This is a genomic window from Bacillota bacterium (assembly GCA_013178305.1).
In the GTDB taxonomy this organism is placed as follows: Bacteria; Bacillota; Sulfobacillia; order JABLXB01; family JABLXB01; genus JABLXB01.
Window position 1 is genome coordinate 234261 of record JABLXB010000001.1, and the last position, 17226, is coordinate 251486.

At 57.7% G+C, this 17226-nt stretch carries 16 protein-coding genes and 1 pseudogene; 2 read left to right on the top strand and 15 right to left on the bottom strand.

The window, feature by feature from the left end; all coding sequences use genetic code 11:
- Positions 1–22: 22 nt before the first annotated feature.
- From HPY55_01195 to HPY55_01245, 11 genes and pseudogenes are all read right to left on the bottom strand, one after another.
- Positions 23–955, bottom strand: coding sequence for a MarR family transcriptional regulator (locus HPY55_01195; GenBank protein NPV69246.1), 933 nt, complete (start codon positions 953–955; stop codon positions 23–25).
- Between the two features lie 148 nt (positions 956–1103).
- Entirely contained in the window at positions 1104–1457 is a 354-nt protein-coding gene (locus HPY55_01200) for a hypothetical protein (GenBank protein NPV69247.1), read from the bottom strand.
- Positions 1458–1865: 408 nt separating this feature from the next.
- Positions 1866–2312, bottom strand: coding sequence for a type II toxin-antitoxin system VapC family toxin (locus tag HPY55_01205; GenBank protein ID NPV69248.1), 447 nt, complete (start codon positions 2310–2312; stop codon positions 1866–1868).
- Positions 2309–2605 (bottom strand): type II toxin-antitoxin system Phd/YefM family antitoxin, encoded by a 297-nt coding sequence (locus HPY55_01210; GenBank protein ID NPV69249.1) that lies wholly within the window; start codon positions 2603–2605, stop codon positions 2309–2311. The genes HPY55_01205 and HPY55_01210 overlap by 4 nt, the downstream gene beginning before the upstream one ends.
- A 489-nt stretch (positions 2606–3094) precedes the next feature.
- Complete coding sequence (locus HPY55_01215; protein ID NPV69250.1) at positions 3095–3325, bottom strand: antitoxin family protein; 231 nt, start codon at positions 3323–3325, stop codon at positions 3095–3097.
- 44 nt (positions 3326–3369) lie between these two features.
- Positions 3370–3720, bottom strand: coding sequence for a type II toxin-antitoxin system VapC family toxin (locus HPY55_01220; protein NPV69251.1), 351 nt, complete (start codon positions 3718–3720; stop codon positions 3370–3372).
- Positions 3721–3877: 157 nt separating this feature from the next.
- Positions 3878–4663, bottom strand: coding sequence for a hypothetical protein (locus HPY55_01225; protein NPV69252.1), 786 nt, complete (start codon positions 4661–4663; stop codon positions 3878–3880).
- Between the two features lie 96 nt (positions 4664–4759).
- Complete coding sequence (locus HPY55_01230; protein ID NPV69253.1) at positions 4760–5968, bottom strand: DUF4163 domain-containing protein; 1209 nt, start codon at positions 5966–5968, stop codon at positions 4760–4762.
- A gap of 917 nt (positions 5969–6885) precedes the next feature.
- Positions 6886–7145, bottom strand: a pseudogene (locus HPY55_01235) (HEPN domain-containing protein).
- A complete protein-coding gene (locus HPY55_01240) occupies positions 7138–7461 on the bottom strand; it encodes a nucleotidyltransferase domain-containing protein (protein NPV69254.1) in 324 nt (107 codons plus the stop codon). The pseudogene HPY55_01235 and the gene HPY55_01240 overlap by 8 nt, the downstream one beginning before the upstream one ends.
- The gene (locus tag HPY55_01245) at positions 7434–7799 is read right to left on the bottom strand and encodes a GNAT family N-acetyltransferase (protein NPV69255.1); all 366 of its coding nucleotides are present in this window, start codon (positions 7797–7799) and stop codon (positions 7434–7436) included. Before HPY55_01245 ends, HPY55_01240 begins: the two co-directional genes overlap by 28 nt.
- 167 nt (positions 7800–7966) lie before the next feature.
- On the opposite strand from HPY55_01245, the gene HPY55_01250 reads away from it, so the two are divergent.
- Together HPY55_01250 and HPY55_01255 are read left to right on the top strand one after the other, a co-directional pair.
- Positions 7967–8668: an epoxyqueuosine reductase gene (locus tag HPY55_01250; GenBank protein ID NPV69256.1), complete on the top strand. Its 702-nt coding sequence runs from the start codon at positions 7967–7969 to the stop codon at positions 8666–8668.
- Positions 8669–8671: 3 nt separating this feature from the next.
- Positions 8672–9484, top strand: a complete 813-nt coding sequence (locus HPY55_01255) for an Fpg/Nei family DNA glycosylase (GenBank protein NPV69257.1) — start codon at positions 8672–8674, stop codon at positions 9482–9484.
- Between the two features lie 48 nt (positions 9485–9532).
- Here the strand turns inward: HPY55_01255 and HPY55_01260 are convergent, their stop codons facing one another.
- From HPY55_01260 to HPY55_01275, 4 genes are all read right to left on the bottom strand, one after another.
- Positions 9533–10057: a hypothetical protein gene (locus HPY55_01260; protein ID NPV69258.1), complete on the bottom strand. Its 525-nt coding sequence runs from the start codon at positions 10055–10057 to the stop codon at positions 9533–9535.
- Between the two features lie 341 nt (positions 10058–10398).
- Positions 10399–13185 (bottom strand): DEAD/DEAH box helicase family protein, encoded by a 2787-nt coding sequence (locus HPY55_01265; GenBank protein ID NPV69259.1) that lies wholly within the window; start codon positions 13183–13185, stop codon positions 10399–10401.
- A complete protein-coding gene (locus HPY55_01270) occupies positions 13166–13666 on the bottom strand; it encodes a hypothetical protein (protein NPV69260.1) in 501 nt (166 codons plus the stop codon). The genes HPY55_01265 and HPY55_01270 overlap by 20 nt, the downstream gene beginning before the upstream one ends.
- Positions 13666–17223: a DUF1156 domain-containing protein gene (locus HPY55_01275; GenBank protein NPV69261.1), complete on the bottom strand. Its 3558-nt coding sequence runs from the start codon at positions 17221–17223 to the stop codon at positions 13666–13668. Before HPY55_01275 ends, HPY55_01270 begins: the two co-directional genes overlap by 1 nt.
- Positions 17224–17226: the final 3 nt, after the last annotated feature.

Sequence of the window (17226 nt, forward strand, 5' to 3'; positions counted from 1 at the left end):
AGGGACACGCGCGAACACCACCTCAGAGGGCCAGTTCCCATGTCTCCCCGATAAGGTCGTGACCGAAGCTGTGGTGTGCTTCCTGGGCGACGAGTGTGAAGCCCACTTTCTCGTAGATGTGCCTGGCTTCTTCGAGCACGCTGTTGGTCCAGAGCACGAGCTTCTTGTAGCCGGTGCGCCTTGCAAAGCGAATGCACTCTTCGACGAGCCGGGTACCGAGACCTAAGCCCCGCGCCTTGGGCTCGACCAGCAGGAGCCGGAGCTTGGCGACCGTCTCGCTGGCCTCCACGACGAATACTGAGCCGACGATCTCACCGTTCATTTCCGCGATCCAGCATCGTTCACGTGCCGGTTTGAAGTTGTTGATGAAATCCGCGACAATCTGGGCCACGAGCGCCTCGAAGCGTTCATCCCAGCCGTACTCTTGAGCATAAAGCACGCCGTGCCGGTGGGTGACCCAGCCCATGTCACCCGGCTCGTGCGGTCGCAAGAAGAAGGGCTCGGAGAACTTGAATCTCTTCCTGTCGAGGATGCTCTCAATGGTATGTATGGCCTTCAGGAGGCGCTGTTGGTCCTCTTCGCTGAGGTCGTTCAGCATCTCGGCTACTTCGTCGCGTGAACGCCGGTCGAGGAGCGAGAAGGCATTCTTGCCCTCCTCGGTGAGGCGCAGGAGTCGCTGGCGCCCGTCCTGTTCTGAACGGACCCTTTCAATAAGTCCCTGTTCTTCAAACCGCGCCAGGGTGCGGCTGAGGTAACCCGCGTCCAGGCCCAACTCACGGACAAGCTCGGAAGCGGTCAGGTTGTCGCGGTGCGCGAGTTCAAATAGGATGCGGGCCTCGGTCAGGGAGTAGGGGCTGTGCAGGAGGCCCTCGCGCAGCACGCCGATCTGCCGGGTGAAGAAGCGGTTGAAGTGCCGTACGGCGGAAATCCTGTCTTCGAGGGTGTCAGCCGGCATGAGCTCATCCCCCTTTTTGTTTGCCATTATATACTATTTAGTTGCCTTTGTCAACTAAATGGAGTTGAGGCATTGCGCATCGCGCATTTTAGCTATCAGGGGAGTGTTCGTGATCCTCAGTATTGCGAGGGGAAATCACCGATCCATCTCACGTCATATCGTTCCACCAGAACAGATTGGAGGAACCGCCGGTCCGCAGTCCAGAGGGGATACGACCTCTCTTCCGCTGCAGCCAGATACGCCGCCCCTCATCAATCAGGTCGCGAGCAGACAGGCCCAAGCGCCCAATTCTTGCCCGGCGTTCATCCATACGCTGTGCCGCTCGAATCGCCCCGGCTATCCGGTCCACTCCTTCCTCGAGGTCAATCTTCTCCCTGACTGCTTCTTCGCAGAACTGGCTGAGACTCATGTCGCGGCGTGCTGCAGCCACTTTGGCGCGGCGGCGCAACTCGGCATCGTCTATATAAATGCTCAGTTTCTGGCGCCGCGTGGTCCCTGACACAAAACCACCTCCGCCTCGATTGTAGCGCCTTGACGCTAGCAGCGTTAACGCCCGGTGAAAATCTGGGTCACGCAACGAGGTGGGGGGTACAGCAGAAAGACTCTCAAGACGCGCCAGGGTGAAATGGAGTATGCCCGTGAGGGAATGGGCAAACTGCATGTCGCAGTTCGTCCTCCAGTTCGGTGACAGGATGGAGGTGGACGGGGTCATAGCGTGAGGCGCCCGGAGAATACCGGCAGAGACCATTTACACAGAATTATTCACACTCCCTCAAGACAGTCACAGTCATGGACAACCCGATGGGGCTCAAGAACCTCATCCTCCAGCTGAACAAGCCCGGAGTAGCGGCCCTTGCTATAAAACCGGGGTCTTTCATCGCGGAGCTGCCGCCGGAGGTCGTAGCGCCCCTCAAACGACAAGCCTTGCATAAGACTTCTGCGCGCTCACCTGGTTGAAAAGCTTCTCGTCGGCTGTCCAAAACTCACAAACCGCTCCCGCCTCTTCCGCAGCGGTTTCCGCAACTGCCAGGTACGCGGCGTCGTACAGCGTGGGAAGGCGGAGTTGCCTGCTGGTGTCCCAGGCCTTGTCCGCATAACGCTGGGATCCCATATATCCGATGATTTGGAGCCTGCGAAACCAATGCCAGGCCTTATCCGCCTGCTCGACCGTAATGAGCTCTCTGTGCGTCTTTTGCCTCAAGACGCTGCCGACCTCTAGCAGAGCAAAGTCGGGAAGAACGATGGGCCTTTCCTGTTCAATTGCGTCTTCAAGGAGCCTCGTCGCCGCCTCGCTGTGTTCCTCCCTGGTCAGCACTTTTACTATAACGCTTGCGTCGAGGCATAGCGGCATGGTCACTGAGATCTCCTTTCTCGGAGCTCACGAATCAAGGCTACGGAGTCTCCGGTGTCTTCTCGCATGCTCGCTCGCAGATTAGCCAGTTCCTCCAGAGCCATCCTGCTTTCGTTCAGGCGCACGATCTTCTCCGCCTCGTCAAGCCTTCTCTGCGTAGCCTCATAACTTGCCGCATCGACGATGTAGGCAACCGGTCTGGACCTTTGCATCACTACAACGGGCTGCTTAGTCCGCACAGCACGTGAGATCACCCTTGCTGGGTTCTGCCTCATTTCTGTGATGTTAGCAATCTCCATAACGGTCCTCCTTTTCACAACCCTGCTGTCTATAGTATATCTTTTGATGCCTCGTCTGTTAATCGTACACTGAACATCGCTGGCCAACGAAATGCTTTAGCACGTCTTACTGTTAGAGCATGTCTTATTGCTGTTCATGAATCCGATACACCCGCCCATCGAAGGATGCCGCCAGACACTGAACCTGTCCCTCGTGATCTGTTCATGATCTACATGACGCTTCCAAAGTATAAAAAAAGGGCCTCTTCCCGGCCCACAAATAAAAATGGTGCCGAAGGTGGGATTCCAGGAAGCCACTTGTGTGTGGTGCCATGTGGTCCCTCAAATGCCGTTCTATCTGGCTTTCTCTCCCCTACTCATGTTGTCTGTTCCCTGCCTTGATGCTGGAGACCGGCAAGTTCGTGATCTGTTTGTGAGCTGTCGCGATCTGGTGCGACAACACTGAAAGGGCAATCACGCAGGAAGTATCGAGAAAAAATCTCTTTGCGGTCATGACCGTTCGACGTAAAGATACTCTTCAACGCGCCGCGACCCGTCACTGGGGCCATCCAGTTTAAGCGAAAGGGCAGTCTCCAGGAACGACCGCCTGGCGACCTTACCGGCAGCCTTCTTCTCGGCAACCCTGATGGTAAGCGTCACTCTAGTGTCGGGCTTGATGTCAATCGGCTCTTCCGGCCGCAGAGCCTGTCCGTCGAACACCGCTCTCACGGTCCTGGTCATCGTTTCCGCCCCTTTTCGCGGCTTCTTGCGCGGTATGTCTGTAATCACGCCTGGGGTGTATCACATTCTCCAATCCAGAGGAGTTCAACTTCATCTTGGGCTCGGAGTTCGGGATCTCCCGTCACCAGGACCGCGCCCAGTTGCCTCGCGAGGGCCAGGGCAAAGCAATCAGCGTAGGACATCCTGTATGCCGCTTTGTAGTGCGCCGCCTGGAGGGTCACCTCACGGGAGGCGTTCACCTGCTTGACCGGGAGGCCGTCAATGGTCGCTAGCGCTATCTGCGCGGCCTGAACTGATTCCTCCCGTTCGATGATGTAGAGAACCTCGCCCAGATTGACCACACAAACACTGAGCAGAGTGTCTCCACGCCTCGCCCTTTCAAGGAGATCCGCCACAGGAAAGCGACAGGCGACAACAAGAGGACATTACCGGGATACCACGGCAGGCCCTCTTTCACTACTTCAACCGGGTGGACGTTTTCGGCTCGCGTTGTCTCGCGCTTTCACCGTCCAACGGCACGGCAGTGCTGGCCTGCTGGGACTTAGCCGGGGTCTAGTCCTTGCTCACAAACTCGATTACCGTGGTAGCTTGGGGCAAGTACCTCGTGAACCCGGACCGGTCGCGGGGGGCGTCTTCGTCCAGCGTTGCCCTGGCAGCGGCCAACAGCGTTTCAAGTACCCGCTCGCCATCAGACAGCTGCGGGCTATCACCTACTAATCCAAAGATCCAATGATCCAGCGAGTAAGACTCTGCAGCCGATGCCTCGCTGAACCAGAGGGGGGTTGGGTCATCGGTAGTTTGGAATACGATGTAGTGTGGTGAGTCCGAATAGCCCGGGGCGGACTTTAGCGGGACTAGCCGCAGCTGCTGTGAATTCGGGGGGTACCACAGATCTGACCGGTCGAAAATCATCGGGCAGGCATAATCCACCGACGCGTTTTCGATCTGTGCGATTCTTCTAAGAGTCTCATGTTGGGACAAACCGGTCGCCTCATCAACGTCTAGCTTCAATTTGCTCCTGTAGTAAGGGGTATGGTACCCGGGCGGCAGCCTACGGGACCTCACCATAGGCTCTACTTTCTTAAACTGGAGAAAGTAGGCAACATAGAAGAGGCGAGGCCGGGAGAGCTGGTTCTTTGCTGCACTCCTCAGGCGCCTGTAGAACTCTCTTTCAGAAAGATGTGTTCTGACAAAAGCCTTGTCGAACCCAACCCAAGCTTCGTATCGCGGATCAGGCTTGAACACCTGTAGTATCGGCCCGTACAAGAGTGAAAACCTTTCCATTAGCAAGCTGTGGAAATGGTGTTCAAGCAATGCCTCTGTGATGTCGGTCTTCATATGATCCCCCTACAAGGTCAAAGTCGTGGCCGGTTACGACTCGTTCCTGTTCGGAAATATGCCGAACCACGTCTGATCAGCGTGTAACCTGCGCGCCTAATCCCCCATGATAAGTTCCTCGAATCCCGGGTCGAGCGACCCCTCCAGGGCTGCGAACTCCACGGGGAATTCCTGGATTCCCGCCACGTACGGAGTGTATTCGTACAGCTGGAAGTAGACGACCACCGAACCATCCTGGGTGTAGAAGTCCTGGTCCTTGCGGATCGCCTCAAACGGACGCAACAGGAAAATGTCGCCGCCACGAGCGGCGATCTGCTTCTTCACCTCGTCGCTCATCAGCATGACGTAGTCAATGTCGCTCTTGAACAGGTCGGAGAGTGCGTACACCTGGCCGGTCTGTATGTTCATCGTGTACGAACTCTGGACTGTCATACCGTGAGCGCCGCCGGTGTATTCGAACTGCGTCAACACGATGCTGATGATGCCGTCGCGGTTGTACGCCACCCTGTAGTCAAGCCACTCCTGCACCTGAATCACCCTGGGATCGGTGCTGTTGGGCTGGCCCTTGAGGTCCTTCTCGGTTTTCTCGCCCGCAGCGCGGCAGGCGGCTGCAGCCTTCCGGAAATGCTCGTTGAAGGCGGCCTCAGCGTCTTTGTTCGCAAGCCCCCCGATCCTGGGGTACTGTATGTTTACCTGGAGAGTCTCCGTCTCCGAGATGTCCTTTACCGTGTCTATCTTGAGGGGATTCTCCTCGACCCGGAACAATGCGACCGAGCGCGCGGTGGCGTCCCACACAACCCTGAATCCCATGTTCTCCGCCATGAACCGCAGGGGCGCGTAAGTCTGCCCGTCCAGGAACATTGCACCCGGCGACACCTGCGTCCGGTGGTCTCCGACCGTGGCGGTGTTCTTGCCGACATCGAATGAAACGGTCCTGGTCCCACCGGTGATCTCAGCAGTGCCGGCGTCGGCGTGGATGTTGACGCCCATGCGCATTTCGCCGCCGAAACCCTTGAGGGACACCATGGTCCGGCCATCCACCAGCCGACCCCTGGTCTGCAGAGGCGTCCCGTCCACCCACATGGGGACAGTGTCATCGGCCTCTGCGAGGGCGAGGTTAGTCGCGGGCGCTACCGCGGCGGGCGCTGCCGCAGAGGGCGGTGCCAGAGAGGGCGCCTCCTCCACGGGCGCGGGGACCAGCGTCTCTGCGGAAGCTCCCCCTGCGGCCGAAGTCGCCGCGCATGAAGACGCAACTAAGGAGGCGCACATCACGATGGCTGCAGCCAACTTTCGTTCTCTGGTCAATCCATAGCACCTCCAATGCCGTGCGTGGTATCGGTCATATTGACTTGCGCGCGGCACCGGAGGTTCCCCCTTGACTTCGCGGTGAGACCTCTCGACTTGCACCCTCGCGCACCCTGTCCACCTGGGACTAGATCTCCGAGGGGAGCTCGATGAGCTTCAGTTCCAGCCCCTCCCCTTGCAACTGGCTGACTCCTCAAGGACTATCCCAAACACCTTCGACGCAATCCACTCACCTACGTGACCCACAGCGCGGGACGCCCTGTGATGCTGGCGATCTCGGCGTCCAGCGCATTTTTCTCGCGGATCAGGTTGGCAAGCCGCACCAGGTCGTCCACTCGAATCCCCCCAGAACGATGCATGCAACGTGGCACTGCAAGAGTTCGACAGCGGATCAGCCCCACCTTTGGATTACCGTCGCGGCGGCTCTCAATCGGACGTCCGCGTTACGGGATGTCAGCTTGTTCCGTGCCAAATCTACGCTCGCAGACTCTCTCAGAGCAGCCCGAATCGCTGGGCGCGCCGAACTAACGTTGTTCGTGCTACTGACGCCGCGGCTCTACCGTGAGAATCCCAGCAGTCGGCTTTACGGGTGGCTGATCGACAACTACTGACGGTGCCCGGATGCACCGGCGCGCGACCCCACCCATAGGAAGGGTGTGGACTGGGCCGGTGTCAGCAAGCGTCTTGGATGGTTGACGTGGGAGGAGTGCGAGGACGTTAGAGCCGGCACCTGCGCGTGGCTCAGGCAGAGCCGTTGCGGCTGACTACAGAACGGATGGGGGGCTTGCCACACGGACCCTGCGTTCCTGTACCGAGAAACCCACAAAACATCTCCGGTCAGTTGAGGTCTTCCCGTTTCACGGCCGGATTCGTCGGGATTGCCTCAACAACTGCTTCATCAGGCGTAATTGTCCTTCTTACTCCTCGGCGGGCACCATCTGTGGCGCCAGCGCTCGAACAAGATCCCGAATTGTTCTTGCACTATTGAGCGCCTGTCTCATGTCGTGTTCTTCCAGCATCAGCTCAAATGGATACCGCGCCTGAACGCCACATATTGCTGGCAATGGTAGCAGACGATCTCGACAGGAACAGGGCGCATGTTCAGAAGATACTCGGCAGCGTCCAGGTCCATCTCGGCGAGTCTCAACCACTCTCGTGCTTTCTTGAGCTTATCCATACAGCACCATACTCTCGTGTGCAATTTCCCTCTCAATGCCCGGAGCCAATTTGCGCTGGTCGAACTTGCTTCTCTTGCTGACGATCACGTCGACAGCCATCGTCTTCTTGTTGCGGATTGCCTTCCGTATCAGTCTCATAGCGTCAATTTCCCTGATGGCAGCGTTGTCCGGCATCACTACACAGATGTCCAAGTCCGAATCGATGTGCGGCGAGCCGCCTGCATGCGATCCGAACACGAATATCCGCTCCACGGGCACAGTGTTCACTATGATGTCCCTGAGGATGTTCAGTTCATCCTGTACTCGCTTTTCCATGTTGAAACCTTCCTTCCCTCTGCCCCCAAACTCACCACGGAACAGAGTGCCCTCCGGTGCTTTCGAAGCGTCGTGAAAAGATACCTCAGAACCGCCCTGACTGCTTCTGTTGCGTACCCATGCCCCTGATGGGCGGGTGCTATCGTGAACCCGATTTCGACCTGTGAGTCGTCGCCGGCGGGGAAGCGAATCCCACAATCCCCGATGAGAGTCCCGAAGTCTTTCCTCACGGACAACAGGTTCCCTCTGCGCCGCAAACACAAAGGCCTGGAAACTGACGGGGTCACTGACCTCTCCGACGGAGCAAAGAAGCCGTGCGACTTCCCTGCGGCCCGCACCGAGGGTTAGCCCTCTATTTGTGTGCTCGCTCGGGTGGATGCCTTCTGGCAGACCCACGCGGGACCTATTGAGCGCTTCGCCGACAGAGTGAATGATCCGAATAACTGGAGCAAGAGGGCACAGCCGCCCCACGTCGAACACTGGAGGAGTCTGGAGGCGTTGTGTAATGAAGTCTGTCGACGCACCGTACGTCAAGAGCGCCGCCGCGCGGCTCGGCGCCGACCTCTGCGGCATAGCGCCCGTCGCCCGTTTTGAGAACGCTCCGGAAGGCTTCCACCCGCAGGACATCCTGCGGGGCTCCAAATCGGTGGCCGTGCTGGCCGCGAGGTTTCCACGCAGCTGCCTGCGATCCTCGTCCCCGATCCCCTACACATTCGCCAGGAACATGATGGTGCACAAGATGGATTCCATCTCGTTCCGGTTATGCGAAGACCTGGAGGCCTGCGGAATCGACTCCGTGTCCGTACCCGCCTCCGACCCGTACGAATACTGGGACCCCGCGCGCAGGCACGGAAGGGGCATCCTGTCTCTCAAGCACGCCGGGCAGATAGCGGGACTGGGCAAGATCGGCAAGAACACCTTGCTCGTAAACGAAACGTACGGGAACATGATATGGATGAGCGCCGTGCTGGTGTCGGAGGAGCTCGAGGCGGATCGTTTGGCGGACTATGAGCCGTGTATGCCTGGATGCAGCCTGTGCCTGGAGGCCTGCCCCGCCGGCGCGCTCGACGGTGTGACCATCGATCAGCGCCGGTGCAGGGAGCGGTCGAATCGCTGCACAGAGGGTGGAGGATTCTACCTCTCCTGCCACGAGTGCCGGACGGTGTGCCCCAACCACCTTGGGTTGGTGAGAACCCGGGAGGAATGACTGATGCCGGAGTTGCCCGAGACCTTCAACCTCGCAAGACAGATGGACGTAGAACTGAAGGGCCGCAAGGTGGCGGCGGTGGAAGTCCGGCAGGGCAAGTGCCTGAATACGGGCGTGGATGAATTTAAGTCCCTCGTCGAGGGCAAGACGTTCGCGGGTGTCCGGCACCGGGGGAAGTGGGTCGTCGCGGACCTCGAGCCGGGAGTCCTCTTCCTCCTCAGCCTGGGGATGGGGGGTGACGTGTTGTTCCACCCAACGCCGCAAGGACTGCCTCCCAAGTACCAGGTTAGGTTCGATTTCGAGGACGGCGCCGTCCTCACGATGGGGTTCTGGTGGTTCGGGTACGCCCACGCGGTGCCAGGGGACGCCGCGCATACCCACAAGATGACCGCGGAATTGGGGCTCGATCCGCTGGACAGCCGGACATTCACGTTCACGCGCTTCAGCGAGTTGCTTCGGAAGAAGAGGGGCGCCGTCAAGCCGGTGTTGATGGACCAGAGGTGCATCGCGGGGATCGGGAACGTCTACATCCAGGACATCCTCTTCAAGGCGCGCCTGCATCCTGACAGGCCGGTCCCCTCGATCTCCGAGGCCGAGATGAAGTCCCTCTACAATACGGTTGTCGACGTCCTCAGCACCGCGGCCGGACTCGGCGGGCTGGCCTATGAGAAGGACCTGTACGGCAGGCCGGGGGGATTCAAGGATTTCCTCGTGGGGTACAGGGAAGGCAAGCCTTGCCCGGTTTGCGGGGGTTTGATCGAGAAGATCAAGACCGGGTCGACGGCGTCGTTTGTGTGCCCGGGGTGTCAGAGATGAGGTGTCGCTGGGCGGGTTATTCCTCACACCCCCGCGCTGGGCCGCTACTCAGTCACGGCACGGTGCCTGCAACTGGAAGTAGGCCTTGTACAGCTCCTCGGCTGCGTGAACACACTCTGGACGGATCATGCCCTTCTCCACCAGCAACCGGCCAGCTTCATCCAGAGGAATGCCCCTGTCCTGGGTCAGCCAGATGAGTCTCGCGAGCGTGAGGACCGCTGGGGGGTCGGTCGTGGCCAGTCTTTCCACGAGTGGTGATTCGACCCTGTCCAGGGTCTTGCCGAGATCATCGCGAACGAGGATGGCATTCCCGCGCCGTTCGTCGATGATGATGCCGTCATGCATAAGACCCTCTAAGTCCCAGGTGAGGTCAACGCTCAGCGGCAGGTTGCGGGAGAAATCGAACTCGTACTCTGAGGAGAGGGCGTTTCCTCTCTGCGCCACGAACACGAAGGCCTGGAAACTGACGGGGTCACTGGCCTTTCCGATGGAGTAAAGAAACTTTGCGACTTCCCTGCGGCGCCCAACCAGGGTTTGTCCTTCACCAGAAGCGAGGACCGCGCCGGATATCATCTGTACACCTCCCGGATGGTGAGTCGCGGTTGAGTATGGAAACTTCTCCGGGTCGAAGGCAGAATCCTCCAGGATCGGAGCCGGCGGACGTCACGAGTGCGCACAATAGCAAGTGTGTTCGATTCCGACGGAGTGACCGTTCGATTTTAGTCGGAATTGGCGTTTGATTTGAGCTGGAATCGGTGTTCGGCTTCAGTCGAAATACGCAGCTCGAGAAAGCGATTTCGGAGAGTTCATCAGCCTTGCAGACCGGAGTCGCAACAATGGGCCCCGTTGTTGCAGTTGGTAGCCGGGATCCTCCCGATGCCTGCCCATGTTCTGCATTCGTCTATTGTCAGTGGTCATCTCTCTATTGCCAAAAGTGCCAGAAGCGACGCCGAATAGTCCGCTCCTTCGGAGATAATTCCCTGGTAAAACAGCTCCCGATGAAGCATCTCCTGCAGACGAGCCTTATTCCTCATCGCAATGTCCTTCCATGTTCCTGTAGCCGAGCCCCCCGCCTCGGACATACTGGCCAAGCGAGCCCCCAGTCGCTCCAGCCAGGGCGCGCGCTCTCCCTCACGGGTGATCCCTATTCGAACCACGTGACGGCCGGGCTTACCGTTAGCGGAATTCACAGTGACCAGCCAGACCGAGAGAAGGCCTCCCTCAGGCAGGGCGCTAATCTTGCCGATGAGTCCTCGACCCGCTTCAGGGAGTCCGAGGCAGGTCTTAAAGCGCTCCCGTACTACCGGGTGTTCAAGCCCCATCAGATGTAAATCTTCGTTTTGCAGGGCACGTTCGCGATCTGAGGTGAATAGCAGGGGGGTGTCACTCTGCCAGAGTTCCCACAGTGTTGCATCCCTCTGCTTCATCTGCCGCTCCGTAAGTCTCTCGACGCGGCTCATGAATGAGACGAGCCGTTCCATCCCACGACCTTGATCATCTTGCTTCATGTAGTCTCCAAGATCGAACCGCTCAAGATCCTGGAACAGCTCAAAAACGACTTGCCTTGCCTTGTCCGCGTTCGAGAGAGCCACCTCAAGTTCCAGTCGGGTGCGTTTAAGCGTGGGATCTGACAAAGCGTCCTGGTATAGCCGATCATAGCTTAGCTGGCTGCCCAATTGCCCCAGCACCTGTCCACGCAGATCCTCAGCGATTTGACCGTGTTCATCCATTTTGCCGAGAGCGCGGGCGATGTCGTTAAGTTTCTGTTCCAACAGTAGGAAAATCTGGCCCTCAATCGTGTCCGCGGCCACCAGATTGTATACTTGGGCGGTCGACTCTTGCCCATACCGGTGAATCCTACCGATTCGTTGCTCGATGTCCATGGGGTTCCAGGGCAGATCGTAATTGAACAAGATTCGGGCGAATTGCAGGTTGATCCCTTCGCGACCTGCGGCAGTGCACACCAGCACTCTGGGCCCGTCCTTTCGACGGAAGCGTTTCATGGCGGCAACCTTTGCGCCATGATCGCCGCCTTTGAGCACCTCAACGTCATTACCGTGGAATGTTTCATCGAGATGGCGCCGGATGGTCTCAACCGTTCCAAGATAGGTCGCAAAGATGACAACCTTTTCTTCAGGATTCTGGCCCCAGATTTGTTTCAGCGCATGGATCAGAATCTGAGACTTGGTTTCGACTCCAGACGGATATTGGGAGAGAAGGGTGCAAATTCGCTTTCTCTCCTCTGGTAATGACGCCAGCGCAAGAGTGGTTGCGAATTCTTCACCTGCGGCCGCAGCTGCCTCGGCGTCTAAGAGGCACTCGATCGACTGCATATAGTCTTGGGCTTCAGTCCTCTTCTTCAGCAGCTTAACCCTGGCCTCAGCCAAGATCCGCTCGGTCTGAGCATTTCCTACTTGGTCATACGGAAGGTCATGGATTCTTCGGATGATCTCTCGCGCTTCATCAAGAAGGCGGTCTCGACCGTCTACATCCAACAAGTCATCCCGCTCCATAGCCTCCTGGATTGTCAACGCCAACAGGCGTTTTTGGAGGGTAAGCTTTATCGCGGCAAAGCTGCTGGCCGCAATCTTCTGGAACACAGACATCACAAAGCCAAGCGCGCGGCCTTTCGAGCCCTGCCTGGCAGCTAAACCGTATCCATCTCTGAGATAGGTAAGAAGATCGTCATAGAATTCCTTCTCACTGGCTGAAAGCGAGAAAGCCTCTGTATGGACAGTGCGACATGCAAACAGAGGGCTACCATCAGCTGCACACGCATCTGCTTTGGTGCGTCGGATCACCACCGCATTGAGACGATGGCGATTTTCTACCATATCGGCCACATTCTCGAACAGCCCCGGCGCCAAGAGGCGTATGAGAGCCCAGAATCGAAAATGGTCGCCCTGATGCGGCGTCGCGGAAAGCAGGAGGAGATCCCGGCAATGACCGCGCAGCGCCTCCGCCAGCTTGAAATTCTCAGTCTTGGTAACACTATTGCCACTACGGTATACGCTCAGGTGGTGAGCTTCGTCAAAGACTATTAGATCCCAGGGTGGGGCTTCAAGTAGTCTCCTGATTCGGCTCCTCCGCTTAAGGGTGTCGATGGAAGCGATGAGCATGTTATGCCTGGAAAAAGCGTTCGATTTGCGATCGGTGACGTCTCCCTCACTGCCGAACACCTCAAAATCCAGGCCGAACACATCGTTCAATTCGCTGCGCCAGTTCTCTACGAGGCCTGCGGGTACAATCATCAGGGCTCGGTGGAGTTCGCCACGAGACATGAGTTCACGCAGAATGAGCGCAGTCTCGATAGTCTTGCCAAGACCGACCTCATCAGCCACCAAGAATCGTCTGGGGCTGGCATTCGCAATGCGGTGCACTAGCACAACCTGGTGAGGTAACAGGTCCACTTTGGCCGAGGTAAGAGTTGCGGCGTTGCCCACTAGCGGGAGTTCTTCCGCTTCAATCGCAAGACAGAGCCTCTCAAGACGTTCAGGAGACACTGGAGTGAGTCCCGATACTATTTGGTCATATCGATCCGCAGACAGAGCTAAGGCTGCGGATGGGACTCTTCTCTCACCCACGGATTGGAAGAAGACCGTCACATAACCCGCAGGTTCGACGCCAACGACGACGCCTTCGCCAAGGTCGCGATGCGAAACCCGAACTCCCGGCTTCAAGTCAGGAGAGGCGTCCGACATAGTAGCCCACGATCACCTCTTGGTTGGGGTCATCACCCGCACGGACGATTCGCTTGATGTACCCAGGTGCGCTCCCATTCCATAGCCCATCAGAGAGGTTGATGATGTGGCGGTCGCGACGGTGGAATAAGACTGCATCATCCATTGGGGTTTCGGTGAAGGCCTTCTGATGGGCCGCAAAACCGAACACTACTCCGTGTTCCGGCCACCTGCCCTGAATCTCTTTGATCAACGGCTCCACACGATTGACCAGGAACCGGGTCACCTCTTCCGGTGGAAGTGTTTCGACCAACGCCTGAAGTCCCGAAATGAGGACCGTGCGGCCGGGGACTGGCAGGGCAGATGGGGGTTCTCGCAGCCAGCCTAGCGCCTCGCGAAGGGACACCACGGCGCCCTCGGAAATGAGGGGCCCGAGGACGGCTCCATCGAAAACCACGCTGGACCCTTTCCGCTGCCACACTGAGCTCGAAAGCGTCTCCATTATTCGTCTTCCTCCAGTAGGTCAAGCCTCATCTGAGCCGATATGGAAGGAACCTTGCGATTGCGCCAGTGTTGGACGATCCCGTAAGCGGTTTGGGCTGCTTCCCTGATCCTGCTATCGGTGTCGACCGTGACGTACCACTTGAGAATATCGTCAACAGACTTCCTGAGATGGAAGTTGGGATTATTGAGTTCATCGTCAATTCTTACTCCCGAGTCATGTAGGGCTGCTCCCATCAAGAAGTGAGCCTGATCGAGATCGGTCTTGATAGCCTTTCGGTTGCGGCCCGGCTGCGTGAACCAGGCAAACCGGTCGGCAATGGGAACGACGTGCACAGTCTTGCCAACTCCACGTATCCATCCCCGTGATTCCAGATCACTCTGGCTGTACCCCGTTCCCCGCAGGGTCTTGTGTAGATCGTCACGTTCCATCTCGCAACGCCCAAGAAACACTCGCAGATACAGACGGGTCGGCGGCTCCGCGTTGGCTGGCGGCCTCTGATGCAGCGTTGACGACTCTTCGTTGAGATCGTCCAGCAACTGGTTGATGCCCAACAGCGCATCCCTGACGTCAAGCGCCTGGCCGTCGCCGGTGAAGACCTTGCCGTAGTGGCGACTGTAGAATTCGAGGGCCTTGCCGGTGAGGACCACTTTCAGGTCTGATTGCGAGAGGTCCTTCCCGTGAGACTGCTCCAACAGCCCTTTCAATCGCCCAGTCTCGTCCTTGACCCAGCGTCTCATACGGGCCCAGCTTACAGGCTGTAATTCCTCCAGTCGCTTCCGGCATACGTGGATGATGTCGTATTCAATTTTGCGGGATCCAAACGCGCCCGACTCTCCTTTAGACTCGTCGCTACGCACCGGGTAGGTAGCTACCAAGACGTAGCCAGCATCGAATAGGGCCCTGAGCACTTCGATCCACGGCTCGTATTCACTGTGGTGGAACGTGAAGGCCATAATGCCACCGTCTTTGAGCAATCGACCGGCCTCTGCCCAGCAGGCAGTCAAGGTCTGCCGGTAGAAATCTCCAGATGGTTCAGGCCTGTAGAGCGGGTTTCGGTCATTCTGCTGCAATGAGCCGTCACCGGTAATATCTCTTATGATCTGGAGATGGGAGGCCGGAATCAACATCGACTTCTCGTACTCCTCGCGATCATCCGGGTGTTCTACCGAGTTGTCAACTACCTCCAGGCTGTGAGGTGTTCGTTCTGGCTCAAAGTAGCGCCGCTCTGGCAACCCCTCATACCACTTCAATAGCGGTATCCTCAGCCAGACATAGAAGAAGTCGGCCAGGTCCGCGTAGAACAGGTTGTTGCCAAATGGAGGATCAGTGATAACGAGGTCAAAGGGTGCACTATCCAAAGCTGGTAGATCGGTCGAGGAACCGCACAGCACACTTGAACTGCCTGGAATCACCGGGTCCCCCGGCGCCTCTCGGAGGCTTCTCTTCTTCTCCACTTCATCGGGGAGAACCACGTCCCAAGGGTTCCTTGCCCACGCGACCCCGTCAAGGGTGGAAGCCACGTTTGATCGCCAATTGCCGCGTCCAAGTCCTGGGAAGACACAGTTCTCGACAACCAGGCTCTTTGGGTGATAGTTGGCATTTGACATCATGGGCACCAATTTGTCGTAGCCTGTATCCCAGAAACAGAACATGTTCTGATTCCGGAGGTATTGCTGAAAAGCCCCAAGTGCCTGTTCTCGCACATCCAGCGGCCATGCTTCTCCTGAGGCCCCCATGATTGCCTTCAGCAGCTGGGTATGGACCAAGAGCTGGCGCGAATTGAACATTTTCCACCAGTGGGTATAGCCCCAGTTTGGGATTCCTCCATTGAGCTTGTGAGTCATGTACGAGACCCACAACTCGGCCTTGGGCCAGAAGTCCTTCAGATCGTCTTCCTTCCGGAAAGACCATTCGAATTCACTCGCATTTAAGCGTGTAATGTCCTGCATATCAGGCACTTTAAAGTACCGTCCGCCGTAGTTGTAGCCTTCAGCTTCGCATTCCGGACAATAGCACTGGAGTGCATAGACTGCCACCGGGGCTGTATGACCGCTGGCTCGCACAGACTCCAAGACGTTTGCCCTTCTGCCGCACGAAGCGCAAGTGAACTCCGCTTTTCGTGGGACCGTGCCATCGGTCGTGCTGATGACCGATAGATCCGCAAGCCTTATGGTATCAGGCAGGGTTTTGCCGCGCACCTCGACGATCCTGCAGTCAGCAAGGCGTAGAAGGTTCCAACGAGCCGTATCATCCGGCATTGCGCCAGCCCAGCCGCCAAGTTCCCTCCCATTCTCCACGCCTGAAGAGCCTTTCAGCCAGTCCGGGTGAATGAGAAGGTACATCTGCACTTGCTTGCGCCTGATGCCAAACGCCTTCTTCTTACGCTCTGACGACTTCGCGGACGGCCTAGCATGGCGATCGAGTATGTCAGCCAACCGTCTCCCAGCGAATGCCCCACAACTCGGGCAGTACAAGCCTGGCTCGTCTCGTAGAAGTTCCCTCAACTTCAGCGTCCGCTCGTACGTGTCATCCGAGCTTCCCCTATCGTACTCGGACAGAAGCGTCGCAAATGGTTGTGAGAGTTCGGTGAATAGGCCTTCTGAATCGAGCACAACCCGCTCGGCTCCGGGCGCCATTCGTGTCTCGCCTAACTCGGCATGGAAGGCCATTCCGCACTTTGGACAAGTGATCTCCAGGTAGTCGGTAGAGAGACCCTTCTCAGCAATTAATGGGGAACGAAAAACCGGTGTCCGGTGCCCGCAGCCGTGCGCCTGACAAGGCCCGTGCTTAGCCCAGAACGTGTATATGACCTCAGGCCCCTGCCACCGATAGCGTGATCGCGCCTCGGGCGGTAGCACAATAGGATCAACTTCTACAGTCTCCCCGGACTCGTTGTCTATCCAATGCCCCTCATGCCCCCTTGGGCAGGTTGTGATGTAGAAGGGTTGAATCTGCGGCTTGACGTGCTTCTCTATTTCGACAAAGAAGGCTTTCACCTGTTCCGGGTCGCTGCAGGCAATCTCGTTCTTTACGACAAACCAGGCAATCGGGTTGAGATCAACGCCAACCATCTGCATGCCTAGGCGAGAACCCTCCACGAGGGTCGTGCCTCCGCCCATAAAGCAATCGAGCACCCGCAAGTTCTTGAAGGAGCCTGCCTTTTGATGGTTGCAGTAATAGTGATCCCATATCCTCTTTGCGGCCTCACCCGGGTCGTCAGGGGCCTGTGTAGCCGCTCCGATCAGCATCGCACGGAAGACACTACTCCTCCGGCGCGCCCACCACTTCGACATCTGATAGATGGGCTTGCCGGCGTTTCCTTCAAGTTGCGAGACGGCGTTGATCTGCGCAATAGGAAAGTCGAGTTCAAGACAGGTGGGTTTCCGTTCAGGATTGCCAAAATCCGGCACCGGAAGCCGGATCGCCTTACCGAGGTTCGGCGCAATTGGATCTTCGTCGCCTAGCTCTTTGTGTGAGCGTCCCCGCTGTTCTCGCCTCACGTCCTGTGCGCCCACTTCGTTTCCGAATAGGTCGATTGCCTTCGAACGCTCCATGGC

Coding starts and splice junctions, on each gene's coding strand:
- HPY55_01195 (NPV69246.1), bottom strand. CDS start 955: ATGCCGGCTGACACCCTCGAAGACAGGATTTCCGCCGTACGGCACTTC.
- HPY55_01210 (NPV69249.1), bottom strand. CDS start 2,605: ATGGAGATTGCTAACATCACAGAAATGAGGCAGAACCCAGCAAGGGTG.
- HPY55_01215 (NPV69250.1), bottom strand. CDS start 3,325: ATGACCAGGACCGTGAGAGCGGTGTTCGACGGACAGGCTCTGCGGCCG.
- HPY55_01225 (NPV69252.1), bottom strand. CDS start 4,663: ATGAAGACCGACATCACAGAGGCATTGCTTGAACACCATTTCCACAGC.
- HPY55_01240 (NPV69254.1), bottom strand. CDS start 7,461: ATGGAAAAGCGAGTACAGGATGAACTGAACATCCTCAGGGACATCATA.
- HPY55_01250 (NPV69256.1), top strand. CDS start 7,967: ATGAAGTCTGTCGACGCACCGTACGTCAAGAGCGCCGCCGCGCGGCTC.
- HPY55_01255 (NPV69257.1), top strand. CDS start 8,672: ATGCCGGAGTTGCCCGAGACCTTCAACCTCGCAAGACAGATGGACGTA.
- HPY55_01260 (NPV69258.1), bottom strand. CDS start 10,057: ATGATATCCGGCGCGGTCCTCGCTTCTGGTGAAGGACAAACCCTGGTT.
- HPY55_01265 (NPV69259.1), bottom strand. CDS start 13,185: ATGTCGGACGCCTCTCCTGACTTGAAGCCGGGAGTTCGGGTTTCGCAT.
- HPY55_01270 (NPV69260.1), bottom strand. CDS start 13,666: ATGGAGACGCTTTCGAGCTCAGTGTGGCAGCGGAAAGGGTCCAGCGTG.
- HPY55_01275 (NPV69261.1), bottom strand. CDS start 17,223: ATGGAGCGTTCGAAGGCAATCGACCTATTCGGAAACGAAGTGGGCGCA.